At 70.6% G+C, this 21,771-nt stretch carries 20 protein-coding genes and 3 tRNA genes; 8 read left to right on the top strand and 15 right to left on the bottom strand.

Annotated features, from left to right (window positions below):
• Positions 1-124 precede the first annotated feature (124 nt).
• The gene (nadE, locus tag DWB68_RS02765) at positions 125-949 is read left to right on the top strand and encodes an ammonia-dependent NAD(+) synthetase (RefSeq protein ID WP_119423619.1); all 825 of its coding nucleotides are present in this window, start codon (positions 125-127) and stop codon (positions 947-949) included.
• On the top strand, positions 949-1,725 hold the full coding sequence (locus tag DWB68_RS02770) for an HAD-IIA family hydrolase (protein ID WP_119423620.1): 777 nt from the start codon (positions 949-951) through the stop codon (positions 1,723-1,725). Before nadE ends, DWB68_RS02770 begins: the two co-directional genes overlap by 1 nt.
• A gap of 112 nt (positions 1,726-1,837) precedes the next feature.
• On the opposite strand, the gene DWB68_RS02775 is transcribed toward DWB68_RS02770, so the two are convergent.
• Positions 1,838-2,791: a hypothetical protein gene (locus DWB68_RS02775; protein ID WP_147391557.1), complete on the bottom strand. Its 954-nt coding sequence runs from the start codon at positions 2,789-2,791 to the stop codon at positions 1,838-1,840.
• A 281-nt stretch (positions 2,792-3,072) separates the two neighbouring features.
• Here DWB68_RS02775 and DWB68_RS02780 point away from each other — a divergent pair, with 281 nt between their 5' ends.
• The 3 genes from DWB68_RS02780 (at position 3,073) to DWB68_RS02790 (ending at position 6,892) form a co-directional block, all read left to right on the top strand.
• On the top strand, positions 3,073-4,791 hold the full coding sequence (locus tag DWB68_RS02780; RefSeq protein WP_119423622.1) for an AMP-binding protein: 1,719 nt from the start codon (positions 3,073-3,075) through the stop codon (positions 4,789-4,791).
• 446 nt (positions 4,792-5,237) lie between these two features.
• Positions 5,238-6,041: an exodeoxyribonuclease III gene (locus tag DWB68_RS02785; protein WP_119423623.1), complete on the top strand. Its 804-nt coding sequence runs from the start codon at positions 5,238-5,240 to the stop codon at positions 6,039-6,041.
• On the top strand, positions 6,038-6,892 hold the full coding sequence (locus DWB68_RS02790) for a hypothetical protein (RefSeq protein WP_119423624.1): 855 nt from the start codon (positions 6,038-6,040) through the stop codon (positions 6,890-6,892). The genes DWB68_RS02785 and DWB68_RS02790 overlap by 4 nt, the downstream gene beginning before the upstream one ends.
• Before the next feature lie 49 nt (positions 6,893-6,941).
• Here the strand turns inward: DWB68_RS02790 and DWB68_RS02795 are convergent, their stop codons facing one another.
• The 7 genes from DWB68_RS02795 to DWB68_RS02825 form a co-directional block, all read right to left on the bottom strand.
• Positions 6,942-7,517 carry a hypothetical protein gene (locus DWB68_RS02795; protein WP_119423625.1) on the bottom strand — a complete coding sequence of 192 codons (576 nt, stop codon included), beginning with the start codon at positions 7,515-7,517 and terminating at the stop codon, positions 6,942-6,944.
• Between the two features lie 48 nt (positions 7,518-7,565).
• Positions 7,566-8,183, bottom strand: a complete 618-nt coding sequence (locus DWB68_RS02800; protein ID WP_119423626.1) for a hypothetical protein — start codon at positions 8,181-8,183, stop codon at positions 7,566-7,568.
• A complete protein-coding gene (locus tag DWB68_RS02805; protein WP_119423627.1) occupies positions 8,180-8,779 on the bottom strand; it encodes a DUF6286 domain-containing protein in 600 nt (199 codons plus the stop codon). The genes DWB68_RS02800 and DWB68_RS02805 overlap by 4 nt, the downstream gene beginning before the upstream one ends.
• Positions 8,776-9,828, bottom strand: coding sequence for an Asp23/Gls24 family envelope stress response protein (locus DWB68_RS02810; protein ID WP_119423628.1), 1,053 nt, complete (start codon positions 9,826-9,828; stop codon positions 8,776-8,778). Before DWB68_RS02810 ends, DWB68_RS02805 begins: the two co-directional genes overlap by 4 nt.
• Before the next feature lie 137 nt (positions 9,829-9,965).
• Positions 9,966-10,041 (bottom strand) — tRNA-Phe (locus DWB68_RS02815).
• Positions 10,042-10,096: 55 nt separating this feature from the next.
• A tRNA-Asp gene (locus tag DWB68_RS02820) sits at positions 10,097-10,170 on the bottom strand.
• A gap of 95 nt (positions 10,171-10,265) precedes the next feature.
• Positions 10,266-10,338: transfer RNA gene (locus DWB68_RS02825), tRNA-Glu, on the bottom strand.
• Positions 10,339-10,433: 95 nt separating this feature from the next.
• Between DWB68_RS02825 and DWB68_RS02830 the strand changes: the two genes are divergently transcribed.
• The gene (locus DWB68_RS02830) at positions 10,434-10,802 is read left to right on the top strand and encodes a metallopeptidase family protein (RefSeq protein WP_119423629.1); all 369 of its coding nucleotides are present in this window, start codon (positions 10,434-10,436) and stop codon (positions 10,800-10,802) included.
• A 101-nt stretch (positions 10,803-10,903) separates the two neighbouring features.
• Here the strand turns inward: DWB68_RS02830 and nagB are convergent, their stop codons facing one another.
• Positions 10,904-11,689 (bottom strand): glucosamine-6-phosphate deaminase, encoded by a 786-nt coding sequence (nagB, locus tag DWB68_RS02835; protein ID WP_119423630.1) that lies wholly within the window; start codon positions 11,687-11,689, stop codon positions 10,904-10,906.
• A 93-nt stretch (positions 11,690-11,782) separates the two neighbouring features.
• Between nagB and DWB68_RS02840 the strand changes: the two genes are divergently transcribed.
• Positions 11,783-12,916 (top strand): N-acetylglucosamine-6-phosphate deacetylase, encoded by a 1,134-nt coding sequence (locus DWB68_RS02840; RefSeq protein WP_119423631.1) that lies wholly within the window; start codon positions 11,783-11,785, stop codon positions 12,914-12,916.
• 7 nt (positions 12,917-12,923) lie between these two features.
• Here DWB68_RS02840 and DWB68_RS02845 read toward each other — a convergent pair whose 3' ends face one another.
• The 6 genes from DWB68_RS02845 to DWB68_RS02870 all read right to left on the bottom strand — a co-directional run bounded on the left by DWB68_RS02845 (position 12,924) and on the right by DWB68_RS02870 (position 19,205).
• Entirely contained in the window at positions 12,924-13,733 is an 810-nt protein-coding gene (locus DWB68_RS02845; RefSeq protein ID WP_119423632.1) for a DeoR/GlpR family DNA-binding transcription regulator, read from the bottom strand.
• Positions 13,734-13,920: 187 nt separating this feature from the next.
• Positions 13,921-14,778 (bottom strand): carbohydrate ABC transporter permease, encoded by an 858-nt coding sequence (locus tag DWB68_RS02850; protein ID WP_199700360.1) that lies wholly within the window; start codon positions 14,776-14,778, stop codon positions 13,921-13,923.
• A 3-nt stretch (positions 14,779-14,781) separates the two neighbouring features.
• On the bottom strand, positions 14,782-15,744 hold the full coding sequence (locus DWB68_RS02855; RefSeq protein ID WP_119423633.1) for a carbohydrate ABC transporter permease: 963 nt from the start codon (positions 15,742-15,744) through the stop codon (positions 14,782-14,784).
• A gap of 109 nt (positions 15,745-15,853) precedes the next feature.
• Positions 15,854-17,164 (bottom strand): extracellular solute-binding protein, encoded by a 1,311-nt coding sequence (locus DWB68_RS02860; RefSeq protein WP_233548573.1) that lies wholly within the window; start codon positions 17,162-17,164, stop codon positions 15,854-15,856.
• A gap of 234 nt (positions 17,165-17,398) precedes the next feature.
• The gene (locus DWB68_RS02865; protein WP_119423634.1) at positions 17,399-18,313 is read right to left on the bottom strand and encodes an ROK family protein; all 915 of its coding nucleotides are present in this window, start codon (positions 18,311-18,313) and stop codon (positions 17,399-17,401) included.
• A complete protein-coding gene (locus tag DWB68_RS02870; protein WP_119423713.1) occupies positions 18,306-19,205 on the bottom strand; it encodes an SIS domain-containing protein in 900 nt (299 codons plus the stop codon). The genes DWB68_RS02865 and DWB68_RS02870 overlap by 8 nt, the downstream gene beginning before the upstream one ends.
• Before the next feature lie 578 nt (positions 19,206-19,783).
• On the opposite strand from DWB68_RS02870, the gene DWB68_RS02875 reads away from it, so the two are divergent.
• A complete protein-coding gene (locus DWB68_RS02875; protein ID WP_119423635.1) occupies positions 19,784-21,673 on the top strand; it encodes a C40 family peptidase in 1,890 nt (629 codons plus the stop codon).
• Positions 21,674-21,771 lie beyond the last annotated feature (98 nt).

Below are 21,771 nucleotides of genomic sequence, written 5' to 3' on the forward strand. Positions count from 1 at the left end.
CGCCGCACCCACGGTGCGGCGGGCGCGGAGGTGAGCGCCCGACGTCGGGCACTCACCACGGTGGGAGACGTCACGCTGGCGTCCGTCTATCTCCCGGACACATCGGGAAACTAGGCTGAGGGGCATGCGAGAATTGCAGCGCGTCATCATCGAAGAGATGGGCGTCAAGCCCACGATCGACCCGGCCACCGAGGTCGCCGCCCGCGTGGCGTTCCTGCAGGACTACCTGCTGGCGACGCACACGAAGGGCTTTGTGCTCGGAATCTCCGGCGGTCTCGACTCCACGCTGGCCGGGCGCCTGGCCCAGCTCGCCGTGGACGGGCTGCGCGAGCGGGGCGAGGACGTCGACTTTGTCGCCGTGCGCCTGCCCTACGGGGAGCAGGCCGACGAGGCGGACGCGCAGGCGGCCATGGACTTCGTCGCCGCCCGCACCGAGTGGACGTTCAACATCAAGGCCGGCGTGGACGGGCTCTCCTCTGAGTTCGAGGCCACCACGGGGCGGCCGATCTCCGACTTCAACCGCGGCAACGTCAAGGCCAGGCTGCGCATGGTGGCGCAGTACGCCCTGGCCGGCGAGCGCAATCTGCTCGTGGTTGGCACCGATCACGGCGCCGAATCCGTGGTCGGCTTCTTCACGAAGTTCGGCGACGGCGGGGCCGACATCCTGCCGCTCTTCGGGCTGGACAAGGAACAAAACCGGCAGCTGCTGCGCCACCTGGGCGCGCCGGAAAGGCTGTGGTCGAAGGTGCCCACGGCAGATCTCCTCGACGGCCGGCCGGGCCGCTCCGACGAGGACGAGCTGGGCATCTCCTACGAGCACATCGACGCCTACCTGGAGGGCCGCGAGGTCCCCGAGGACGTGGCCGTGGCGCTCGAGGAGAAGTACCTTCGCAGCCGTCACAAGCGCACCACGCCGGTGACGATCTTCGACACGTGGTGGAGGAAGTAATGACCGATCTGGGACAGAACATCGACTGCTGGCTCACCGACATGGACGGCGTGCTGGTGCACGAAAACGCGCCGGTGCCGGGTGCCGCCGAGCTGCTGGAGCAGTGGCGCGAGCAGGGCAAGCGCTACCTCGTGCTGACGAACAACTCGATCTACACGCCGCGAGACCTCTCAGCGCGCCTGTCCTCGTCCGGGCTCGAGGTGCCGGAGGAGAACATCTGGACGTCCGCCCTGGCGACGGGCGCGTTCATCGCGGATCAGCAGGAGCGCGCCACGGTGTACTGCATCGGCGAGGCGGGGCTGACCACGGCGCTGCACGAGGCCGGCGTGATCCTCACCGATCAGAACCCGGACTTCGTGGTGCTCGGCGAGACCCGCACGTACTCCTTCGAGGCGATCACCAAGGCGATCCGCCTGATCCTCGGCGGCGCGCGCTTCATCTCCACGAACCCGGACGCCACCGGGCCGTCGCTGGAGGGCGTGCTGCCGGCGACCGGCGCCATCGCCGCGCTCATCACCAAGGCCACGGGCCGCGTGCCCTACGTGGTCGGCAAGCCGAACCCCATGATGTTCCGCTCGGCGATGAACCGGATCCAGGCGCACTCCGAGACCACGGCCATGATCGGCGACCGCATGGACACCGACATCATCGCCGGCATGGAGGCGGGCCTGCGGACCTTCCTGGTGCTGACCGGCATCACGCAGCGCGAGGACATCAAGCGCTACCCGTTCCGCCCGAACCACGTGCTCTCCTCGGTGGCCGATCTGGTCGACTGACCGCCCGCGGGGGTCCTTCCCCGCGAACGTGGAGTGTGAAATGCGCTGAAACCGCTGGGTTTCGGCGCATTTCGCACTCCAAGTTCTTTCCGCAGGCTACGAATCACATCTCTCACGCGCCGAGCGCGCCCCGTAGCCTGCGCACCACCTCCGCCGGTGTCCGGAACAGGTGCGTGGCAGAGACCTCCACCATGACCCACCCGGCCTCACCCAGCCTGCGGCGACGGTCGAGGTCGGCCGCGTATGCCTGCGGGATGCGATGCTGAGCCCCTTGGTATTCCACGCAAACGCGACGTTTCCGGAACACGAGGTCGGCATTGGCGAGCCGCTGCCCGAAGTCGTCGTGAATGTCCGCGTTGAGCTCCGGTTCGGGTAGTCCCACCTCCAGAATCAGGAGTCGCAGGAGCGTCTCGGGGCGCGAGGCGCTCCCGGACCTCGCCAGGTCGAGCGCAGCCCTCAAGACCTCACCGCCTCGCCATTGCCCGCGTTGCAGCACCTGACGCAGATCCGTGGGCCTGCACAGCGGGTCGCGCCGCAGCCACGGCTTGTAGCCACCCGGATCCCGCGGAACCCAGAGCAGCGCATCGGCCACGGCCACCAGGTCATCTCGGCTCAGCTGCGCACCGAGGCTCGCCCACGTCGTCGCCGGGTCGGTCACCGGCAACTCCATGACGGTGGTCGTCGAGACGAGATGCGGGCGGAACCGCCGCCCCCGAACGCCTCTCCGGCGCGGCGCCGTGTGCGGGTACCTCACGCCCACGTGAGGCGTTTCTTCCGCGGCCCCAGGCAGTGGCAGCCCCCATAACAAGGCCGCTGACGGTCCGCTGAAGAAGGCATGCTCCGAGAGCACCGGCGCGAGTGCCTTGATCCTTTCGATCGCCGCCTCACGTGCGGCCTCGAACGGGTTGGCGTCATCGCGCGGCGGGGAACGGTGCAGCCTGATCCCGTGGAAGGGGCGCAGGAGCGCCGCCGAATCGACGGTTGCCCGGGGCGTTCCGCACCCCAAGGCTTCTCGCACCGTGAAAGACCGGCCCAGGTGGCCCGGCACAGGAGTCATCCGGATCATCCGCCCAGTGTCGCCAACTCCGCCCGGCCCCGCTGCGGTTGTCCACAGCCACGGGCCGTGCCGCCCAAGTTGGAGTGCGAAATGCGCTCAAGGACGGCTACTTGAGCGCATTTCGCACTCCAACTTCGGCCAGCGCCCGGCGAAGACCGCCTTCACGGACCGGCCCACCGGCACGACGGCGCGCTACCGTACTCAGCAGGGCACGATCGCCTCCCGCAGGTGGGACGGCCGACGCCCCCACACCCCGCACCAGCGGGCGCACCGGAGCGAAGGGATGCACCATGTCCGTCACCGACGAGTACCGAGCGGCCAGGGACCGGCTCCTCGAGCTGCGCACCGACTACGCCACCGCCAAGGCCGAGTTCGTCTGGCCCCGCTTCGAGCACTTCAACTACGCCCTCGACTGGTTCGACGCCGTCGCGGCCGGTCCTCGCGCCGACACCGAGGCGCTCATCATCGTCGAGGAGGACGGCAGCCGCACGGCCCGCACGTGGCGCGAGCTCTCCGAGGCCTCCAACCGGGTGGCCAACTGGTTCCGGGCGGAGGGCATCCAGCGCGGGGACCGCGTCATCCTCATGCTCACCAACCAGGTGGAGCTCTGGGAGATCATGCTCGCCGGCATGAAGTACGGCCTCGCCATGATCCCCACGACCACACAGATGGGCCCCGCCGACCTGCAGGACCGCGTGGAGCGCGGCGGCGCTGCCTTCGCGATCGCCCGTGCAGAGGACCTCGCCAAGTTCGCCGAGGTCACGGCCCCGTGCCAGCTCATCGACGTGGACGGCGCCACGCCCACCGCTTGGGACTACCGCGAGGCAGCGGCCCAGCCGAGCGCCTTCACCCCGGACGCGCCCACGCGCGCCGACGAGGCCCTGCTGCTCTACTTCACCTCGGGCACCACGTCCAAGGCCAAGCTCGTCGAGCACACCCACACCTCCTACCCGGTGGGCCACCTCTCCACGATGTTCTGGATCGGCCTCGAGCCGGGGGACGTGCACCTCAACGTCGCGAGCCCCGGGTGGGGCAAGCACGCGTGGTCCAACTTCTTCGCCCCGTGGATCGCCGAGGCGACGGTTTTCATCTACAACTACTCGCGCTTCGACGCGAAGGCGCTCATGCATCAGATGGACGCCGAGAACGTCACGAGCTTCTGCGCCCCTCCCACGGTCTGGCGCATGCTCATCCAGGCGGACCTCAGCCACCTGGAGAACCCGCCGGCCAAGCTCGTCTCCGCCGGCGAGCCGCTCAACGCCGAGGTCATCGACCGCGTGGCGCAGGCCTGGGGCCAGGCCATTCGCGACGGCTTCGGCCAGACCGAATCCACCGTGCAGATCGCCAACCCGCCGGGCCTGCCCATCAAGATCGGCGCGATGGGCCGCCCCATGCCCGGCTACGACGTCGTCCTCATCGACCCCTCCACGGGCCAGGAGGCCACGGAGGGTGAGATCTGCCTGCGCCTCGACCCGCGCCCCGTCGGCCTCATGAAGGGCTACCTCGGCGACCAGGCCAAGACGGACGAGGTGCTGCGCGGCGGCTACTACCACTCCGGCGACATGGCGGAGATGGACGAGCAGGGCGTCATCACGTACATCGGCCGCGGCGACGACGTCTTCAAGTCCTCCGACTACAAGCTCAGCCCCTTCGAGCTCGAGTCGGTCATCATCGAGCACCCGGCCGTCACCGAGGCGGCCGTGGTCCCGTCGCCCGACGAGATCCGCCTCTCCGTGCCCAAGGCCTTCGTGGTCCTCGCCGCGGGCTTCGAGCCGGACGCCGCGACGGCCGAGTCCATCCTCAAGTACTGCCGGAAGCACCTCGCGCCCTTCAAGCGCATTCGCCGCCTCGAGTTCGCGGAGCTGCCCAAGACCATCTCGGGCAAGATCCGCCGCGTGGAGCTGCGCGCCGCCGAGGAGCGCCGCCACGGCGCCGGCGGTAGCGGGGACCTCCCCGAGGGCCTCGGCACCGAGTACCGTGACACGGACTTCCGCGGCAAGAAGGCCTGATCCCGCCGAGTTTGCGTGCCTTGCGCCGTTAAGACCCCGGTCTTCACGGCGCAAGGCACGCATTCTTGGGGGAGGTGGACCCCGGCACCCGCGCGGACCCCACGGGCGCGGCACAGGGCCGCGCGGGCGGCCTCACCCAATGCACGACGACGGGCGGCCGGGTCCCGGCCCCGCGCCCAGGGGGCCGCGGGGAGACCGTGGCGCCCCCGCGCCGTCGTGCATCCGGGCCCCGGCCCCGCGCCCGGGGGCCGCGGGGAGACCCAGGCTCCCCCCGCGCCGTCGTGCGCTCACGTCCCCGGCCGCCCGCGCCCAGAGATTGCGTGGCTCGCGCCGTCACGGCGGACCGCATCACGACGCAAGGCACGCAAAGTCCACGGGGCCGCGACCCCGGCCCCGCGCCCGGCGGCCGCACCCGCCCCCGCCGCGCGCTTGGTAGCGTTGAACCCGTGAAGATCGCCACCTGGAACGTCAACTCCCTCCGTGCCCGTGCCGACCGCGTCGAGGCGTGGCTCGAGGCCAACGACCCGGATGTCCTGGCCATCCAGGAGACCAAGTGCAAGGACGAGAACTTCCCCTGGGAGCTCTTCGAGCGCCTGGGCTACGAGGTGGCGCACTTCGGCTTCAGCCAGTGGAACGGCGTGGCCCTGGCCTCGCGCGTGGGCCTCGAGGACGTCGAGCGCACCTTCGCCGGCCAGCCCGCCTTCGGCAAGGGCGGCGTTGACCCCGTGCAGGAGGCCCGCGCGATCGGCGCCACGTGCAACGGCGTGCGCGTCTGGAGCCTCTACGTCCCCAACGGCCGTGGCCTGCAGGACGAGCACATGCCCTACAAGCTCGAGTGGCTCGACGTCCTGCGTCAGGACGCTGCCGGCTGGCTCCAGGCGGATCCGGAGGCGCAGTTTGCGCTCGTGGGCGACTGGAACATCGCCCCCAAGGACGAGGACGTTTGGGACGTGCAGTACTTCCTGGACAACGAGCTCACGCACATCTCGGCCCCGGAGCGCGCGGCCTTCCAGGCCTTCCTCGACGAGGGCCTCGTGGACCCCATGCGCGAGCGTCACCCCGGCCCTGGCGTCTACACGTACTGGGACTACAAGGCCCTGCGCTTCCCCAAGAAGGAGGGCATGCGCATCGACTTCCAGCTGCTCTCCCCCGCGCTGGCCGCGCGCGTGACGGACGCCAACGTGGACCGCGACGAGCGCCGCGGCAAGGGCGCCTCCGATCACGCCCCCGTGGTGGTGGAGCTGGCATGATGCCCGCGGACGTCGCGCCCGGCGTCCGCCGGAACCTGCCGCCCACGGCGCACCTGCGCGTCTTCTCGCCGCTGCGGGCGTTCGACGACGTGGACCAGGCGCTCATCAAGGAGCAGCCGCCCCGCTCGCGCGCCCTCTTCGAGATCCAGGCGCGGCAGGCGCTGCTCGCGCGCATCTCGCGGGACGTCACCGACCCGTTCCCGCACCAGACGCTGGAGAGCTACCGGGTGCTGCACTGGCAGGGGGACGACGGTGTGGTGGCCCTCTACTGCCCCGAGCAGCTGCCGCTGCGCGCGGGCATGGCGGCCGGCCTCCTCGAGGACGAGATCCCCTTCACCCTCATGGACGTGGTCATCCCCGTGACGGCGGCCGAGGCGCACTCGGAGCGCCTGCAGGAGCACGGCATGTGGCTCGACGACGATCTGGTGCACACGCGCGACGCCACGTGGGGCGTCCCGTTGGCGTGGTTCGCGGCGATCCGCGAGGACGACCACGAGGAGGTCGATGACCAGGACGAGGTGCTCTCCTCGGTCCGGCTCGTGGCGCCGCTCGTGCTGGTGCTGGAGCGCCTGGGCCGCGCGGCGGCGATCCTCTCCCGCACCGCGGACGAGCTACCGCTCCTGGCGCAGATCGACGAGCTGCGCGAGTGGCTGGGCGGCTTCCACCGGGGCTCCGCCGTGGAGCTGGACTACGGCCCGCTCGCCGACTACGTGTGGCCGGATGATTCCCCGAGCGATCTGCGCGAGGGCCTCGACGCCCTGGACGAGGGCGACTACCTGAGCGCCGCCGCGGCACACCGCCGCCTGGTGTTGCGCTGGAATCGCGTGAGGGCGCTGGGTCGCGCGAGCTAGCGCAGCGCCCGGCTCCTGAGCCGGCTCCTTAGCCGGCTCGGGAGCCTGCTCAGGCCCCCAGGCTGGACTGCACCGCGTTGTTCCACTCGACGGCCTTCTGGGCGATCCACATCATGCCGATGTAGCCGGCGACGGTGGGCCCCACCACGGAGCCGACGATCCCGCCGATCCCCCAGCCGCGCCCCTTGTTCGTGGCGGTGGCGATGATCCCCAGCACGAGCGCCGCGAGCAGCGCGAGGCCCAGGATGCACTGCGCCATGATGAAGCCGGAGAAGAAGGACTGCACAAAGACGGAGCCGTCGACGTTGCGGTCGCGGACGGCCTGTTCGATCTGCCCCACGATCCAGATGAAGCTCACGAGGCAGAGGACGCTGCCGGCCACGGCCAGGATGGTGGACCAGATGCCCATGGCCGGATTTCCGGGCGGGGTGGGCTGCTTGACCATGGGGTAGACGGGCCGGCCGTAGGCATCCACGTACATGGGCTGCGCGCCCGGGTAGGGCTGCTGCAGGTAGCCCGGCTGGTTCTGGCCGGGCCGGTAGCCCGGCTGGGCCCCGCTGAGCATGCCGGGGCGCCCCTGCGCGTACGGATCCTGCGGGTTCTGGTCCCACTGCGGCTGCGTCATCCCCAAGCTCCTGCTCTCCGGGGCACCGGCCCCCTCCGACGTGTCACATCAGCGTACGCGTTCGGCCGAGGCGAGGCGCGCCCTGGCGCCGGAGACGAGTTCGAGCACCACGGGCCCGCGCAGCCCGAGCCGCTCGTCCAGCGTTTCCACGAGGGCGTCGACGTCCTCGACGAGCCGCAGCGGATCGGCGCCCGCGCGCGGTTGCAGTTTGATGCGCAGCCCGGCGGCCTCGCCGGGCTGGTCCCACGCGCTGATGCTCACGCGCAGCACATCGGGGCGTTGGGTGAGGGCCTGGCGCAGGAGCTGTTCGGGCACGGCGGCGGCAATTTCGACGACGCCGCGTCCGTCGCCCTCGCGGACGGCCTCGCGGCTGAAGAGGGTCACGCGCCCGCGTCCTTGGACGAGGGCCCACACGACGAGCAAGACCAGAACGACGGCGGCAAGCACCGCGAGCCCGAGCCACAGCCAGGAGGCGTCGCGGCCGGGCGAGCGGGTGTCATTCATGAGTGTGAGCCGCGAGGCGTCGACCTCGGCCAACACCCCCTTCACCCAGCCGGCGTAGGCGGGGACGAGGCAGACCAGCACGAGGTGGGCACCGGCGGCCACGCACAGCAGGCCAAGCAGGCCGAGCAGGACGCGGTTGAGCGTGCGCGGGGTGCGGTTCACTGTCCCACCACCCCGGTCGCGGCGAGCTGCACGGCCACGGGCGTGGCCGGGTCCAGCCCGTTGCGTTCCAGGTCCGCGGCCACGGCCGCGCGCACGGCCTCCGCGTCCACGGGGACGCCGGAGGTGGGGCGGATCGAGACGTGCACGCCGCGCCCGTCCACCCCCACGCGCACCTGCTCGGCGCCCACACCGGCGGCGAGCTGGGCGCCGCGGACGAGCGCCTGCGCCAGGACGTCGTGCTCGACCAGGGCGATGACACGGCGGGCCGGCAGCTCGCGCACGGGGCGGCGGCCCGGCGCAAGAGCCGCGTAGAGCAGCCCGAGGCCGAGCAAGAGCAGCAGCACGCCGCCCACGATCACGCCGATGCGGACCTGCGCGGTGTCGGGCAGGCCTACGAACCAGGCCCACGCGGCGTCGGGCTTGATGAGCCAGGGTTTGTGGTCCACCGCGCGGGTGCCGGCCTCGAGCCCGAGGTAGCCGAGCAGGAGCACGAGCAGCGTCACCACGGTGACGACGAGCCCGGAGCGGCCCGTGCGCAGCTCGCGCCGACGCACCCTGGCGTTGATGCTCTCGAGGTCGGGACGGGGCTTGCTCATGCGGCACTTCCGCTCGTTGCTTCGTTGACGCCGGTCACGCGCACGTCCACGCGGGAGAGCGTGGCGCCCGTCAACTGGGCGACGGCGCGGCGCAGGGGGGCGCGTTCGTTGAGGGCCCGCTCGCGCAGCGAGCCGAGCGAGGGCCCCGGGGTGGGCTCCAGGAGCCCGGCGACGGGCAGGTGCAGGTTCAGGCGCAGGGCCAGCTCGCCCGCCTCGTCGGAGAGGTTCACGCCGATCCGCGCGGCCGGCACGCCGAAGGCGCGCGCGGCGAGGTGGCTCACGACCGAACGCAGGGCGCGGCTGGAGACGCGGATGTGCCCCGCGGGCACCTCCGCAACGTCACCGCTCGACGCCGGGTGGTCGGCCTGGGTGCCCCCGGCCGGCGCCGCGATGCCCACGGGCTGGGCGAGCTCCTCCGCGTCGAGGACCTCGACGTTGACCTCGGAGACGGAGCGCCCCGAGCCGCTCAGGGCGGTGGCCGCCGCGCGCTGCGCCGCCGCGGCGGTGTCGCGCAGTGGGCGGTCGAGGGAGACAACGATGGACACGTCGACGGCCCATTGCTCCTGACCCTCGGTCACGGAGACGCCGGCGCCGTCCGGCTGGCCGATGGCGCTGCGCAGGCGGCCCATGGCGCGCGAGGCGGGTTCGCCCACCGCGGCGACGCCGGGCACCACGGCGATGGCCGCGCGCAGGGCGGCCTCGGGGGACTCGTCGACGCTGATCAGTTCGGGCTCGGGGGTGGCGGGCGAGGCTGCTGGCGGGGTGGTGGCCGCCGGGCGCACATCCGGGACGGTCAGCGCGTCGTCGTGCGCGTCGCTGGGATCGGCGGCGGGCTCCGCGGCCAGGGACTCGGCGGCGGGCTCCGCGGCCAGGGACTCGGCGGCGGGCTCGGCGGGAGCCTGAACGGGATCGGCGACCACGGGCACCGCGGGCGCCCGCTCGGGCTTGGGCGCCACGACGGGCAGGGCCGACGTCGGCGGGTGGGCGGGCCGGGGCGCGGGGGCGTGCGGTGCGTGTTCCGGCCGAACCGGCTCCTGAGCGCCGTTCATGCGCCCTCCTGCCTGCTGTGCTTCAAAGCTGCCACGGGATAGACGCCAGCCTACCCGCGCTGCCGGAGGCGGCAGGAAAAGAGGAAAAGCGGAGGGCAAAGCAAAAGGGCCCCCAGGATTCCTGGGGGCCTTTGCCGTGGTGGCTCCGACCGGCGTCGATCCGGTGACCTAACGATTTTCAGTCGTTCGCTCTACCAACTGAGCTACAGAGCCGAATGGCCATCTTTCGATGGCCATTCAGGTTCTACGTCGTAACGGAGAACCGTTGCGACCCTGACGGGACTTGAACCCGCGACCTCCGCCGTGACAGGGCGGCGCGCTAACCAACTGCGCTACAGGGCCTTGTTCCTGGCGCTTTCGGCGCCGTTCACAAGATGAAACTTTATCAGAGCTTCTGACCGCTTCCAAATCGAGGCTTCCTCGATCGGCTTCAGCCGTACCCCCAACGGGATTCGAACCCGTGTCGCCGCCGTGAAAGGGCGGTGTCCTAGGCCACTAGACGATGGGGGCCTGCCCGTGGATCGCTCCACGTGCACGCACCATCCTAAGGGAATCCGCACGCGCACGCGAACGCGACCCCTCCGGGCACCGCCTACCCTGGGTTCATGCCGTTCAGGGTCAGCGCAGACGCCTTCCACCTCGCCGCCACCGAGGCCTTCAAGCTCCTCCCCCGCGAGCTGCTCGAGCCGCTGGACAACGTGCAGATCTTCGTTGAGCCGCGCTATGAGCTGCTCCCCCACGAGCACCCCGACACGCAGCTCTTCGGCTACTACGACGGCGTGGCCCTCAGCGAGCGCGGCATCGACGAGATCGGCCGGCTCCCCGACCGCATCGTCCTCTTCCAGGAAACCTTCGAGGAGGAGTGCGAGGACTGGGCCGGGATCGTGCGCGAACTGCGCATCACCCTCGTCCACGAGATCGCCCACCACCTCGGCCTCTCCGAGGAGCGCATCCACGAGCTCGGCTGGGGCTGAGCCGCCCCGCCCGGCCACGCGGCGTCGGGCGTTCACGCCTGAACACAGCACGACGGCGGGTGGTCCCCTTCAGGGACCACCCGCCGTCGGTGTTTCTCGGCTCAGGCGCCGGGCAGCTTGTCGGCGTTGGCCACGGCGAAGTCGTAGTAGTCGCGGTGCTGCAGGTCGGCGGCCGCGGCGTCGTCGATGTAGACGAAGACGTGCGGGTGCAGCTGCAGGGCGGAGGCCGGGCAGTTGGAGCTCACGGCGCCCTCGACCATCTTGGCGATGGCGTCGGCCTTGGCCTCGCCCGAGGCGATCATGACCACGGAACCCGCATCGAGGATGGTGCCGATGCCCTGGGTGACGCAGTGGATCGGCACGGCGTTCATGTCGCCGTCGAAGAAGCGGGCGTTGTCCTCGCGGGTGCGCGGGTGCAGCGTCTTGACGCGCGTGCGGGAGCCGAGCGAGGAGCCGGGCTCGTTGAAGCCGATGTGGCCGTTGCCGCCGATACCGACGATCTGCAGGTCGACGCCGCCGGCGTCCTTGATGGCCTGGTCGTAGTCCAGGGCGGCCTGGCGCGGGTTGCCCGTGTTGCCGGCGGGGACGTGGACCTGCTCGGGCTTGAGGCCCCAGGGCTCGGTCACGGTCGCGGCCACCACGCGGTGGTAAGACTCGGGGTGATCCTCGGGCAGGCCGACGTACTCGTCGAGCGCGAAGCACGTGATGCCGGAGACGTCCAGGCCGTTCTCCTCGATCTCGCGGCGCACGTACTCGTAGATGCCGAGCGGGCTGGATCCGGTGGCGACACCGAGGACCAGGCGGGGGTTGTTGGCGATGGCCTCGGCGACCTTGGCGCCGGCCTGCGACGCCGCTGAAACAGGGGTGGGGGAGATGACGACATCCATACCCCCCAGCCTATGCTGGGAGCCGGGTTCGCAAGGCGAGAAGACAGCGTTGTCTCGGCCTGTGACGACCCTCCCCCAGCCAAGGAAGTCATCGTGCGTCAGATCATCCATTCAGCCCGCCGCCTCGATCGCCTGCAGGGGGTGCCCGCCTCCTTGCCGGCCCCGGTCGGCAACGAGTGGATCGCGCTGAACGACGGCGTGCTGGAGGCCGAGGGGCGCGGCGCCACCTGGCGCTCGCTGGGATGGGCGGACGCCGCCGTTCTCGACGCCGCGGGGCGGCTCCTCACGGCCGGCTGGGTCGATCAGCACTGCCACGGCGCGGCCGCCGTGGACTTTGACGGCGAGGCCGACTACTCCCCCGCCGTGCAGGCGCAGCGAGCCCACGGGACGCGCTCGCTCGTCGCCTCGCTCGTGACCAATCCGCTGGACGTCGAGGCCGCCGCCGCCTCGCGACTGGCCGCCGCGGTCAAGGCCTCGGACACGCTCGTGGGCATCCACCTCGAGGGCCCGTTCCTTGACCACGGCCACAAGGGGGCGCACGCGCCGCAGCACCTGCGCCCCGCCGCCCTCGCCGATGTGCAGCGCCTCTACGACGCGTGCGACGGCGAGCTCAAGCAGATCACCCTGGCCCCCGAGCACGACGAGGGCCTCGCCGCGACGCGCTGGCTCTCCGAGCGCGGCGTGGCCGTGGCGGTGGGCCACACCTCCTGCACGCGGGATGTTGCCATGGCGGCCTTCGACGCCGGCGCCTCCGTCCTCACGCACGCCTTCAACGGCATGCCGGGCCTGCACCACCGCGAGCCGGGCCCGCTCGGCGCCGCCCTGGATTCCCCGCACGTGACGCTCGAGCTCATCGCCGACCTCGTGCACGTGGCCCCCACGCTCATCCGCACGCTCTTTGCTGCGGCCCCCGGCCGGGTCGCGCTCATCACCGACGCCATGAGCGCCACGGGGTGCTCCGACGGCGAGTACATGCTGGGCGAACTGGCCGTGGACGTGCTGGACGGCGTGGCCCGCCTGCGCGAGGGCGGATCGATCGCCGGCTCCACGCTGACCATGGACGAGGCAGTGCTGCGCACCGTGGGCTGCGGCGTGCCGGTGCAGGACGCCGTCGCGGCGGCGACACTCACGCCGGCGCGCGCCATGTCGCTGCCGCTCTTCCCAGCCGTCGGCGGGCGGATCGATCCGTTCCTCGTGGATCAGACGGGCGCCGCGACGGCGGCCTGAGGCCCGCTCAGGCGGTGGCGTGCAGGGCGCCTGCGGCCACCGCCACGGTCACCTCGGTGCCCGCCTCGCGCAGCGCCGAGACCATGCCGGCCGGGGCCGCGTCGTCGGTGATGAGGCCCAGGCCGGGGACGGCTGGGAGGGTGGCAAACGCGCTCGCCCCCAGCTTCCCACCGTCGGCCACCACGTAGGCACGGCGCGCTCGGCGCGCGATGAGCGCGTTCACTACGGCCTCAGACTCCTCGTCCACCGAGAAGACGCCCTCCTCGGAGATGCCGTTGACGCCGATGAAGGAGAGGTCGCACGTGAGCTGGCCCAGCGTCGCCTCGGCGAAGGGTCCCACGAGCTCGTAGGAGTGCGGGTGCATGACGCCGCCCGAGACGACCACCTTGATGTGCGGGCGCACGGCCAGCGTGGAGGCGATGTTGACCGAGTTGGTGACCACCGTGAGGGCGGCGCGGCCCGTGTCATCGCGCAGATCGGCACGCATGCCGAGCATCTGCGCCAGCATGTCGGTGGTGCTGCCGCCGGAGAGGCCCACCACCATGCCGCGGCTGACCAACGAACTGGCCAGGGAGGCAATGGCCCGCTTGGCGCCGTCGTCGTCCAGGCGATAGCGCTCCGGGAGGTCGTAGGCGAGGGAGCCGCGCGTGGCGCCGCCGTGCGTGCGGACCAGGAGCTGGCGCTCGGCCAGCCCGTCCAGATCGCGGCGGACCGTGGCGGGCGAGACGGAGAGCTCCTCGACAAGGCGCTCCACGTCCACGGAGCCCTCGCGGGCGAGCGTGGCCAGGATGATGTTGCTGCGTTCCGAGCGATTCACACCGCCCCTCCTTCGCTTGATCCGTGGTCCTCGGGCTGCCGGCGACGGTGGCCGGGTACGCGCGTGGGCCCGCGCAAGCACGAGCCCACACACGAACCACCCACTGTAGCTTTCCCCGACCCCGGGACCGTCCCGGGGCGGGAGGCGGGATGCTGTGCATCGCCGTCTGCCGTGGTGTCTTCCGTGCCTACTTGACCGAACCGGCGGTCAGGCCGCCGATGAGTCGCTTCTCGATGAAGAAGAAGAGGATCACGACCGGGATGATCGAGACGATCGAGACCGCGAAGACAAACTGCCAGCTCGTGGCGTACTGGCCGATGAACTTGGTCAAGGCGACGGAGAGCGGCTGGTTCTCCGCCGTGGACATGATGACCAGGGAGGCGGCGAACTCGTTCCACGCCGAGACGAAGGTGAAGATCACGGCGGTGACGATGCCCGGCCACACGAGCGGCAGGTTGACCTTGAACAGCGTGCGGAACTTGCCGGCACCGTCCAGCTGCGCCGCCTCGTCCACCTCCTTGGGCACGGCCGCGAAGAAGGAGTGCATCATCCACGTGGCGAAGGCCAGGTTGAACGCGGCGTTGATGAGGATCATCGCGAGCCACGTGTCGGCGATGTTGAAGAGCAACATCTCCTTGAACAGGCCAGTGGTGAGGATGGCCGGCTGCAGCATCTGCGTGAGGATCACGAGCGCCATGAAGGCCATGCGCCCCGGGAAGCGGAAGCGGGCCGTGTAGTAGGCCGCCGGCATCGCCACGAGCAGCACCAGGAGGGTCGCTGCCACCGAGATGATGATCGTGGAGGCCATGTTGAACGGCAGCGGGGTCTCCGGCGTGGACCACATCTCGGTGTAGTTCTGCCACTGCCAGCCGTCCCTCGGCAGGAACTGCGAGTCGTAGGAGAGGATCTCCTCCTTGGTCTTCACGGACCCGAGGAACATCACGAGGTACGGGACGAGGAAGACGAGCGCGATGATCAGGCCGATCACCATGCGCCCGATGACGCGGCCCTTGGTGGCCTGGTCTTCGACGGCAAGGAACGCCATGGCTCAGACCTCCTTCAGGGGCTTGACGACGCGGACGTAGATGACGACGATCACGGCGACGACGGCGAAGTTGAGCACCGAGAGCGCCGAGGCCCAGTCGATGCGCTGGTCGTCCTGCATGACCTTGAAGATGTAGGTCATGAGGGTGTCCGACTCGTAGCCGGGAAGGTCGCCCGTCATGACGCGCAGGATCGGCAGGTTGTTGAAGACGTTGATGATGTTGATCAGCACCGCCACCGCGAGCGATCCGCGCAGCTGCGGCAGGATCACCGAGAAGTAGGTGCGCAGGCGACCCGCGCCGTCCATCTTGGCTGCCTCGATCGTGTCGGCCGGGACCGACTGCACGCCGGCCAGAAGGGTGTAGATCGTGAAGGGCAGCGAGACGAAGACGGCAACGATCATGGCCGCGCCGAGCGCGAGTGCCGGGTCCTTCGTGAAGCCAATGCCCTCAGCGCCGACCAGGCCGAAGCGCTCCAACAGCAGGTTGAACGGGCCGTAGTTCGGGTCGAGCGAGTAGTAGAAGACCGTGGTGGTCATGACCACGGAGGCCGCCCACGGGATCACCACGGCCATGCGCACGAGGCGACGGCCGGGGAAGGGCTTGGAAAGGAACTGCGCCAGGACGAGGGAGATGACCACCGTCAGCGCCACCACCACGACAACCCACACGAGCGAGTTCCAGAGGATGCGCGGCAGGTTCGGGTCGGTGAAGATGTGGCCGAAGTTGGAGAAGATCCCCCAATCAGGGTCCTTCTTGCCGGGGACGGCCCAGCCCTTGTCGAGGCCGGACTGCGAGATCTTCCGCAGCGAGTTGAAGATCATGTAGCCGGCGGGGAAGACCACCACCACGAGGATGAGGATGATCGCCGGGGCGAGCCACGGGAAAGCCTGCAGGAAGCTCTCGCCGTTGAGGGCCCGCCGTTGCTTGGGCACCTTGCCCTGGCTGGGCGCGGGAGTGATGGTCATGGGTTCTCCAGGGGCGCGTGGATGCTAAGGGGAGGCGCCGCGCGTCCTGAGAGGGAACGCGCGGCGCCGGTGTGGGTGCCCCAGCGGGGGCTGGGGCACCCGAGCGAGATCAGGAGGCTGCGTCGGCCTTGGCCTGGATCTGCTTGAGCACGTCGGCCGAGGGCGACTTCTCGATCTGACCCGTGAGCGACTTCAGCGCGCCGTCCGTGGCGGCCCAGGCCGGGTTGGTGGTCGGGTAGAACTTGGCGCTCGGGAGCAGCTCGAGGAACGGCTTCAGCGTCTCGTCCGAGGACATCGCGGTGGCGCCGGTCTTGGTGGTCGGCAGGAAGGACTCGCCCTTGATGAAGGGGACGTAGACCTCATCGGAGAAGAAGTAATCCATGAACTTCTTCACGCCGTCCTTCTTGGCCTGATCCTTGGAGAAGGAGGCCAGGCGGTCGGCAACACCCAGGGTCACGGCCGAGCCGTCCTTGGTGGCGGGCTGGGCGATCCCGTACTCGAGGCTCGGGTTCTCCTTCTTGATCTGCGCGACCGTCGGCGGGAGGGCGTAGACGAAGCCCATCTTGCCCTGCACGAAGCCGGACATCATGGGGGTGCGCTGCGTGGAGCCCGGGTTGGACTGCGTCACGCCGGCGTCGATGAACTTCTTCATCTCGTCGAACGCCTCGAGGTTCTGCGGGGTGTCGACGGTGATCTCGGACTCGTTGCCGAAGCCGCCACCGGCGCCGAGCGACCAGATCATGGCCTCGGCCTGGGCCTCCTCGGAGCCGAGCGGCATGCCGTAGCCCGGGTTGCCGGTCTTCTCCTTGACGGCCTTGGCGGCGGTCAGCAGCTCGTCCCAGGTCTTGGGGACCTCAACGCCGGCCTCCTTGAGGAGGGCCTTGTTGTAGAAGAGCGCGCGGGCCGAGGCGAGCAGCGGGAGGCCGTACTGCGTGCCGCCCACCTTCTCGTTGGTGTTGAAGGAGTCCTGGAAGTTGGACAGGGTCTCCGGGGAGGTGATCTCCTCGGCCTTGGCCAGCAGATCGTCGGCCACGAAGCCGGAGATGGCGCCGCCGTTGTAGATGTCGGGGGCCTGGTTGCCCTGGATCTTCGTCTTCAGGACGGTCTCCAGGTTGTCCCAGGACTCGACCTGCAGCGTGATCTTGACGTTGGGGTTCTTGGCCTGGAAGTCGGCGACGACCTTCTCCCAACGAGCCTTGGTGCCCACGCCGTCCACGCTGGTCTTGGTGTCGGAGTAGGTGGGGACCAGCATGGTCAGGCTGACGGCCTCGCCGCCGGCGGCGCCGGAGGACGAGGAGCCACCCGGGGCGGCCGAGGAGCTCCCGCTCCCGCCACTGCCGGAGAAACTGCAGGAGGACAGGGCCATGGCGTCGATGGCGCCGATGGCCAGGGCGCTGGTGCGCCAGGTCTTCTTCATCATGGTCAACTCTCTCCCCGAAAGATCATTCGATCCGACGGTGTGCGCGGAAGTGATGTTTTAGCGGCGCGATCGCTCACACAATTGCAAGTATGATCACTCATTGTGGGTGTCCTGCGTCACATCAAGAGGTCTGAGGCAACTGTTCGCAGTCATCACACACTTGTTTCACGGCCGTGATCTGCGAGGGACGCGCGAGACGCCCGGGCCGGATCGGGAAGGCCACCGCGGCGGCGCTCAGGCCCCCGTGATGACCGCCGCGAGCCGCGCCACCTCGGCGCGCATGGCCTCGCGTGCGGGACCCAGGTACTTGCGCGAATCCACGAGGTCCGGGTTCGCCGCGAGCACCTCGCGCACGGCCCGGGTGAAGACCTTGTTCAGGTGAGTGGAGACATTGATCTTGCGCATGCCCGCCGCCACGCCGCGCTGCAGCAGCTCGTCCGAGACCCCCGAGGAACCGTGCAGCACGAGCGGGACGGGCACGGTGGCGTGCAAGCGCTCGATCAGCTCCAGGTCCAGCGCCGCGGTCCGCTGGGTCATGGCATGCGAGGAGCCAACGGCCACCGCGAGGGCGTCGACGCCGGTGTCGGCGACAAAACGCGCGGCGTCGTCCGGATCGGTGCGCACTCCGGGCGCGTGCGCACCGTCCTTGCCACCCACCTCGCCCAGCTCGCCGGCACCCGGCACGTCGACGCGAGTGTCCCCCACGAAGGCCGTGGCGGCGATGCCCGTGCCGATGACGACGGCCAGGGTGCAGGCGGCGCCGTCGAGCCCCGCCCCCTCGGCCAGCTCGGCCTCGGCCGCCGCGCCGACGTCGTGCCCGAACGCCAGAGGGACCCCCAGGCGGGCGGACAGCGCGTCCGGCACCGCGGCGTCGCGCAGGCCCAGATTCGCCGAGAAGACCGCGCGGCGGCGCGCGGTGTCGACGATCCCGGGAAGGAGGAGGGCGGCGACACCCGGCCGCTCGCCGTCGAGCACGTCCTCCGCGATACCCGCGAGCTGGCCCACGAGGGCCTCGCCGCTCGTGTCGGCGTGCGCCAGCACGCCGCGGCGGGGCACGGGGCCGAGCTCATGCCCGGCGCCGCGCGCCACGGCCGCCTTGATGTCGGTTCCCCCCACGTCCAGCAGGAGCAGGGGGGCGCGCTCAGGCATCGTCGCCGTCGAGGGTGATCGAGCGCGTCAGGTGGCGCGGCTCGTCCGGGTTGAGGCCGCGGGCCAGGGCGCGGTCGAGGGTCACGCGGTGCACGCGGGCCAGCTCGGCGAGCGGGTGCACGTCGGCGTGGTGAACATAGGCGCCGCCCGTGACCTCGACCTCGCTGCGCAGCGCGGAGGGGCCGTCGCCGATGAGCCAGGTGACGCGGTTCGGGCCCGCGATGGAGATGGAGCCATGGCGGTACTCCTTGGCCGGGTAGGACTCCGTCCAGCCCTGGACGGCCTCGCGCATCTTGAGCGCGGCCTCGTTGGCCAGGCCGTAGGTCCAGCCGCGGCCGAGGAAGGTGAACTGCTCGGCGTCGACCAGCTCCTGCTCCGTGGGGGTGTCCACGGCGACGCGGGCGTCCTCCACGGCGCTACCGAGGTCGATGCCGGAATCGGTGAGGAGGTACGCGAGGGCCGTCGTGGCGAAGCGGGTCTGCACCACGGAGCGCTCGTCGGCGTACGGCGGCGCGACGATGCGATCGGCGAGCGTGACGATCGGGGTGTCGGGGTCGCCGATGATCGCGACGCTCGGGACCACGCCCTTGAGCTCGGTGAGCACCTCAAGGACCTCGGTGGTGGTGCCGGAGCGAGTGATGGCCACGAGCAGATCGTAGTTCTGCGCGCGCACGGCGAGGTCGGATTCGGACGCGGAGAAGGCGTCGGTGAGGCCCTGGCCGGAGAGCTCGCGGGCCTTGGCCCAAGCCTGCGCCATGAACCACGAGGTGCCGCAGCCGATGACGGCGACGCGCTGGCCGGCGGCGGCCACGGGCTCGGTGGCGCGGCGCTCGGTGGCCTCGACGATGGCGCGGGTCCACACCTCGGGCTGCGAGCGCAGCTCCCCTTCCATGTAGGTGCTCACGTGCGTGCCCTTTCTGCTTCTCCTGGCGTGAGGACGCGCCCGCGAGGGTTCCGGGGCGGTTGCCACGCGCGCGGCGCTGGCGCCGAGGTGGTGATTAGTATTGATCGTTTCAAGTGCTTCTTGAGCAGAATCTCTCAAATCGGGCGCGAGGGGAAGGGCACTGGGGGCCTTTTCGCGGCCGCCTTGCGCCTCGCCGCCTCGCGCGCGTCGCGCTCGCGCACACGCGGGCGGGCGGGCGGGCGCAGGCGGGCGGGTGGGCGCGCAGGCGCCCGTGCGCGCACCCGGGCACGCGGGCCCGCGCGCGAACGCGCGCCTCAAGTGGTCGACGGCGACGCCCCGCCAACACCCAGCGCAGCGTCACCGCCCCGTGACCACCGCCTCACGCGCCGCGCACGGTTCGGAGTGTGGTTTGTGTTGCTTATGTGACTAGTGTTGCCAGAGGTGATCGAGTTCCGTATGGTGTTCGAGTGACGTTGATCCGATCGTGACCTTGGCCCCGCCAAACATCACGGACCGTGATCCGCTTCGCACCACACGCAAACTGTCATCTGCAGTGAGGAAACATCATGGCTTCGCGACTCACCCTGGGCGCCTCGGCTTGCACCGTCGCACTCGTCGCCGCCACCTTCACCGGCGCGGCCGCCGTGGCCGAGCCCGGCGCTCAGGCCCCCGCCGCTCCCGTGCAGGCCCAGCCGGCCTCCGCCGCGCCGAGCCAGGCCGAGGTCAACGCCGCCAAGGTCGACCCCGCCGCGAAGTCCGCCATGGTGCAGCGCCTGCAGAAGTCGCTCGATGACACCTCCAAGCAGCTCGAGAAGGTCGCCGAGTCCGCGCAGACCTCCTGGGACAAGCTCTCCGAGGCCCAGCAGCTCGTGCTCACGCGCCAGGACCGCGCCAAGGAAGCCGCCACGCAGGCCACCGCCGCACAGAAGCAGCTCGAGGCCGCGCAGGAGCGCGTGGGACAGCTCGCCGCCTCCGCCTACCGCAACGGCGGCTACGACGCCACGACCGCCGAGCTGCTCTCCGGCGACCCGCAGGCCGCGCTTGATCGCGCCCGCACCCTACGCACGCTCTCCGATTCCAGCACCCGCGAGCTGCGGTCCTCCGAGGCCTCCGCGGCCCTGGCCTCGCAGTGGAAGGCCTACGCCGACGCCACGCAGCGCTCCGCCGAGCAGGCCGTCTCCGCGCAGACCGAGGCCGAGCAGCAGGCGCAGCAGCAGGCCTCCGGCTTCCGCGAGGCCGTCGAGAAGAACACGACCGAGCGCTCCACGCTCCTGAGCCGCCTGGCCGAGCTGAACGGCACGAGCGTCAAGGACGAGGAGAAGGCTCAGACCGAGCGCGAGGAGAAGGCCCGCGAGGCCGCCCTGGCCGCCGCGAAGGAGGCCGCCGCCGCCAAGGCAGCGCAGGAGGCCGAGGCCCGCCGCGCCGAGGAGGAGCGTCAGGCCGCAGCGGCCGCCGCCGCCGAGAACGACGGCTCCGTGGTGGACGGCGTGGCCCGCCCCGCCGAGAACGCCACCGAGGATCAGGGCACCCAGGATTCGTCCGACGGCGGCCAGGAGGAAGGGTCGTCGTCGGACGCCACCACCCCCGCCGAGGACAACAGCGACGCCGAGCAGAAGGCCGCCGATGAGGCGGACGCCAAGGCGAAGGCCGAGCAGGAAGCCAAGGACAAGGCCGAGGCCGCTGCCGCCGCCCAGGCCGCCGCCGACAAGAAGGCTGCCGACGAGGCCGCCGCCAAGGCCGAGCAGGCGAAGAAGGACAAGGAGGCCGCCGAGAAGGCTGCCGCCGAGGCCGACGCCGCTAATAAGGCCAAGGCCGAGGCCGAGGCAAAGGCCAAGCGCGAGGCAGCCGAGAAGGCGGAGGCCGCCAAGCAGGCGGCGCAGGAGGCCAAGGACAAGGCCGAGGCCGCGAAGGCGAAGGCCGCCGCGGAGAAGAAGGCGGCCCAGGAGGCCGCCGAGAAGGCTGCTGCCAAGAAGAAGGCCGCCGCCAAGAAGAAGGCCGAGGCTGCCGCCGCCGCCAAGAAGAAGGCGGAGCAGGAAGCCGCGGCGAAGGCCGACGAGGACGACACCCCGTCCACCGGCTCCTCCTCCAAGGAGGCCGCCATCGCCTGGGCCCTGCAGATCGCCGGCAACGACAAGTACGGCTACGTCTTCGGCGCCAACGGCCCCACGATGTTTGATTGCTCCAGCTTCGCACTGACCGCCTTCAACAAGTCCGGCGTGAGCATGACCCGCACGTCCACGAGCCAGTACAAGAACGCCCCCAAGCACATCCCGCTGAGCCAGCTCAAGCGCGGTGACCTGGTCTTCTCCTCCAGCAACGGCGGCGCCTCGATGTACCACGTGGCGATCTACCTGGGCAACGGCCAGGTGGTCCACGCCCGCAACCCCAACTCCGGCATCTCCACCACGCCGCTGAGCTGGGTCAACAACCTCTACCCCATGGCCGCCCGCTACTGAGGCAGCCCCCAGAACGCCGAACGGCCGGTTCCCGATGCACAGGGAGCCGGCCATTCGTGCGTGTGCAGGTCGGCGGGGCGGCGGCGCTGGACCCCCGC

The sequence above is a fragment of the Galactobacter valiniphilus genome (assembly GCF_003575975.1).
In the GTDB taxonomy this organism is placed as follows: Bacteria; Actinomycetota; Actinomycetes; order Actinomycetales; family Micrococcaceae; genus Galactobacter; species Galactobacter valiniphilus.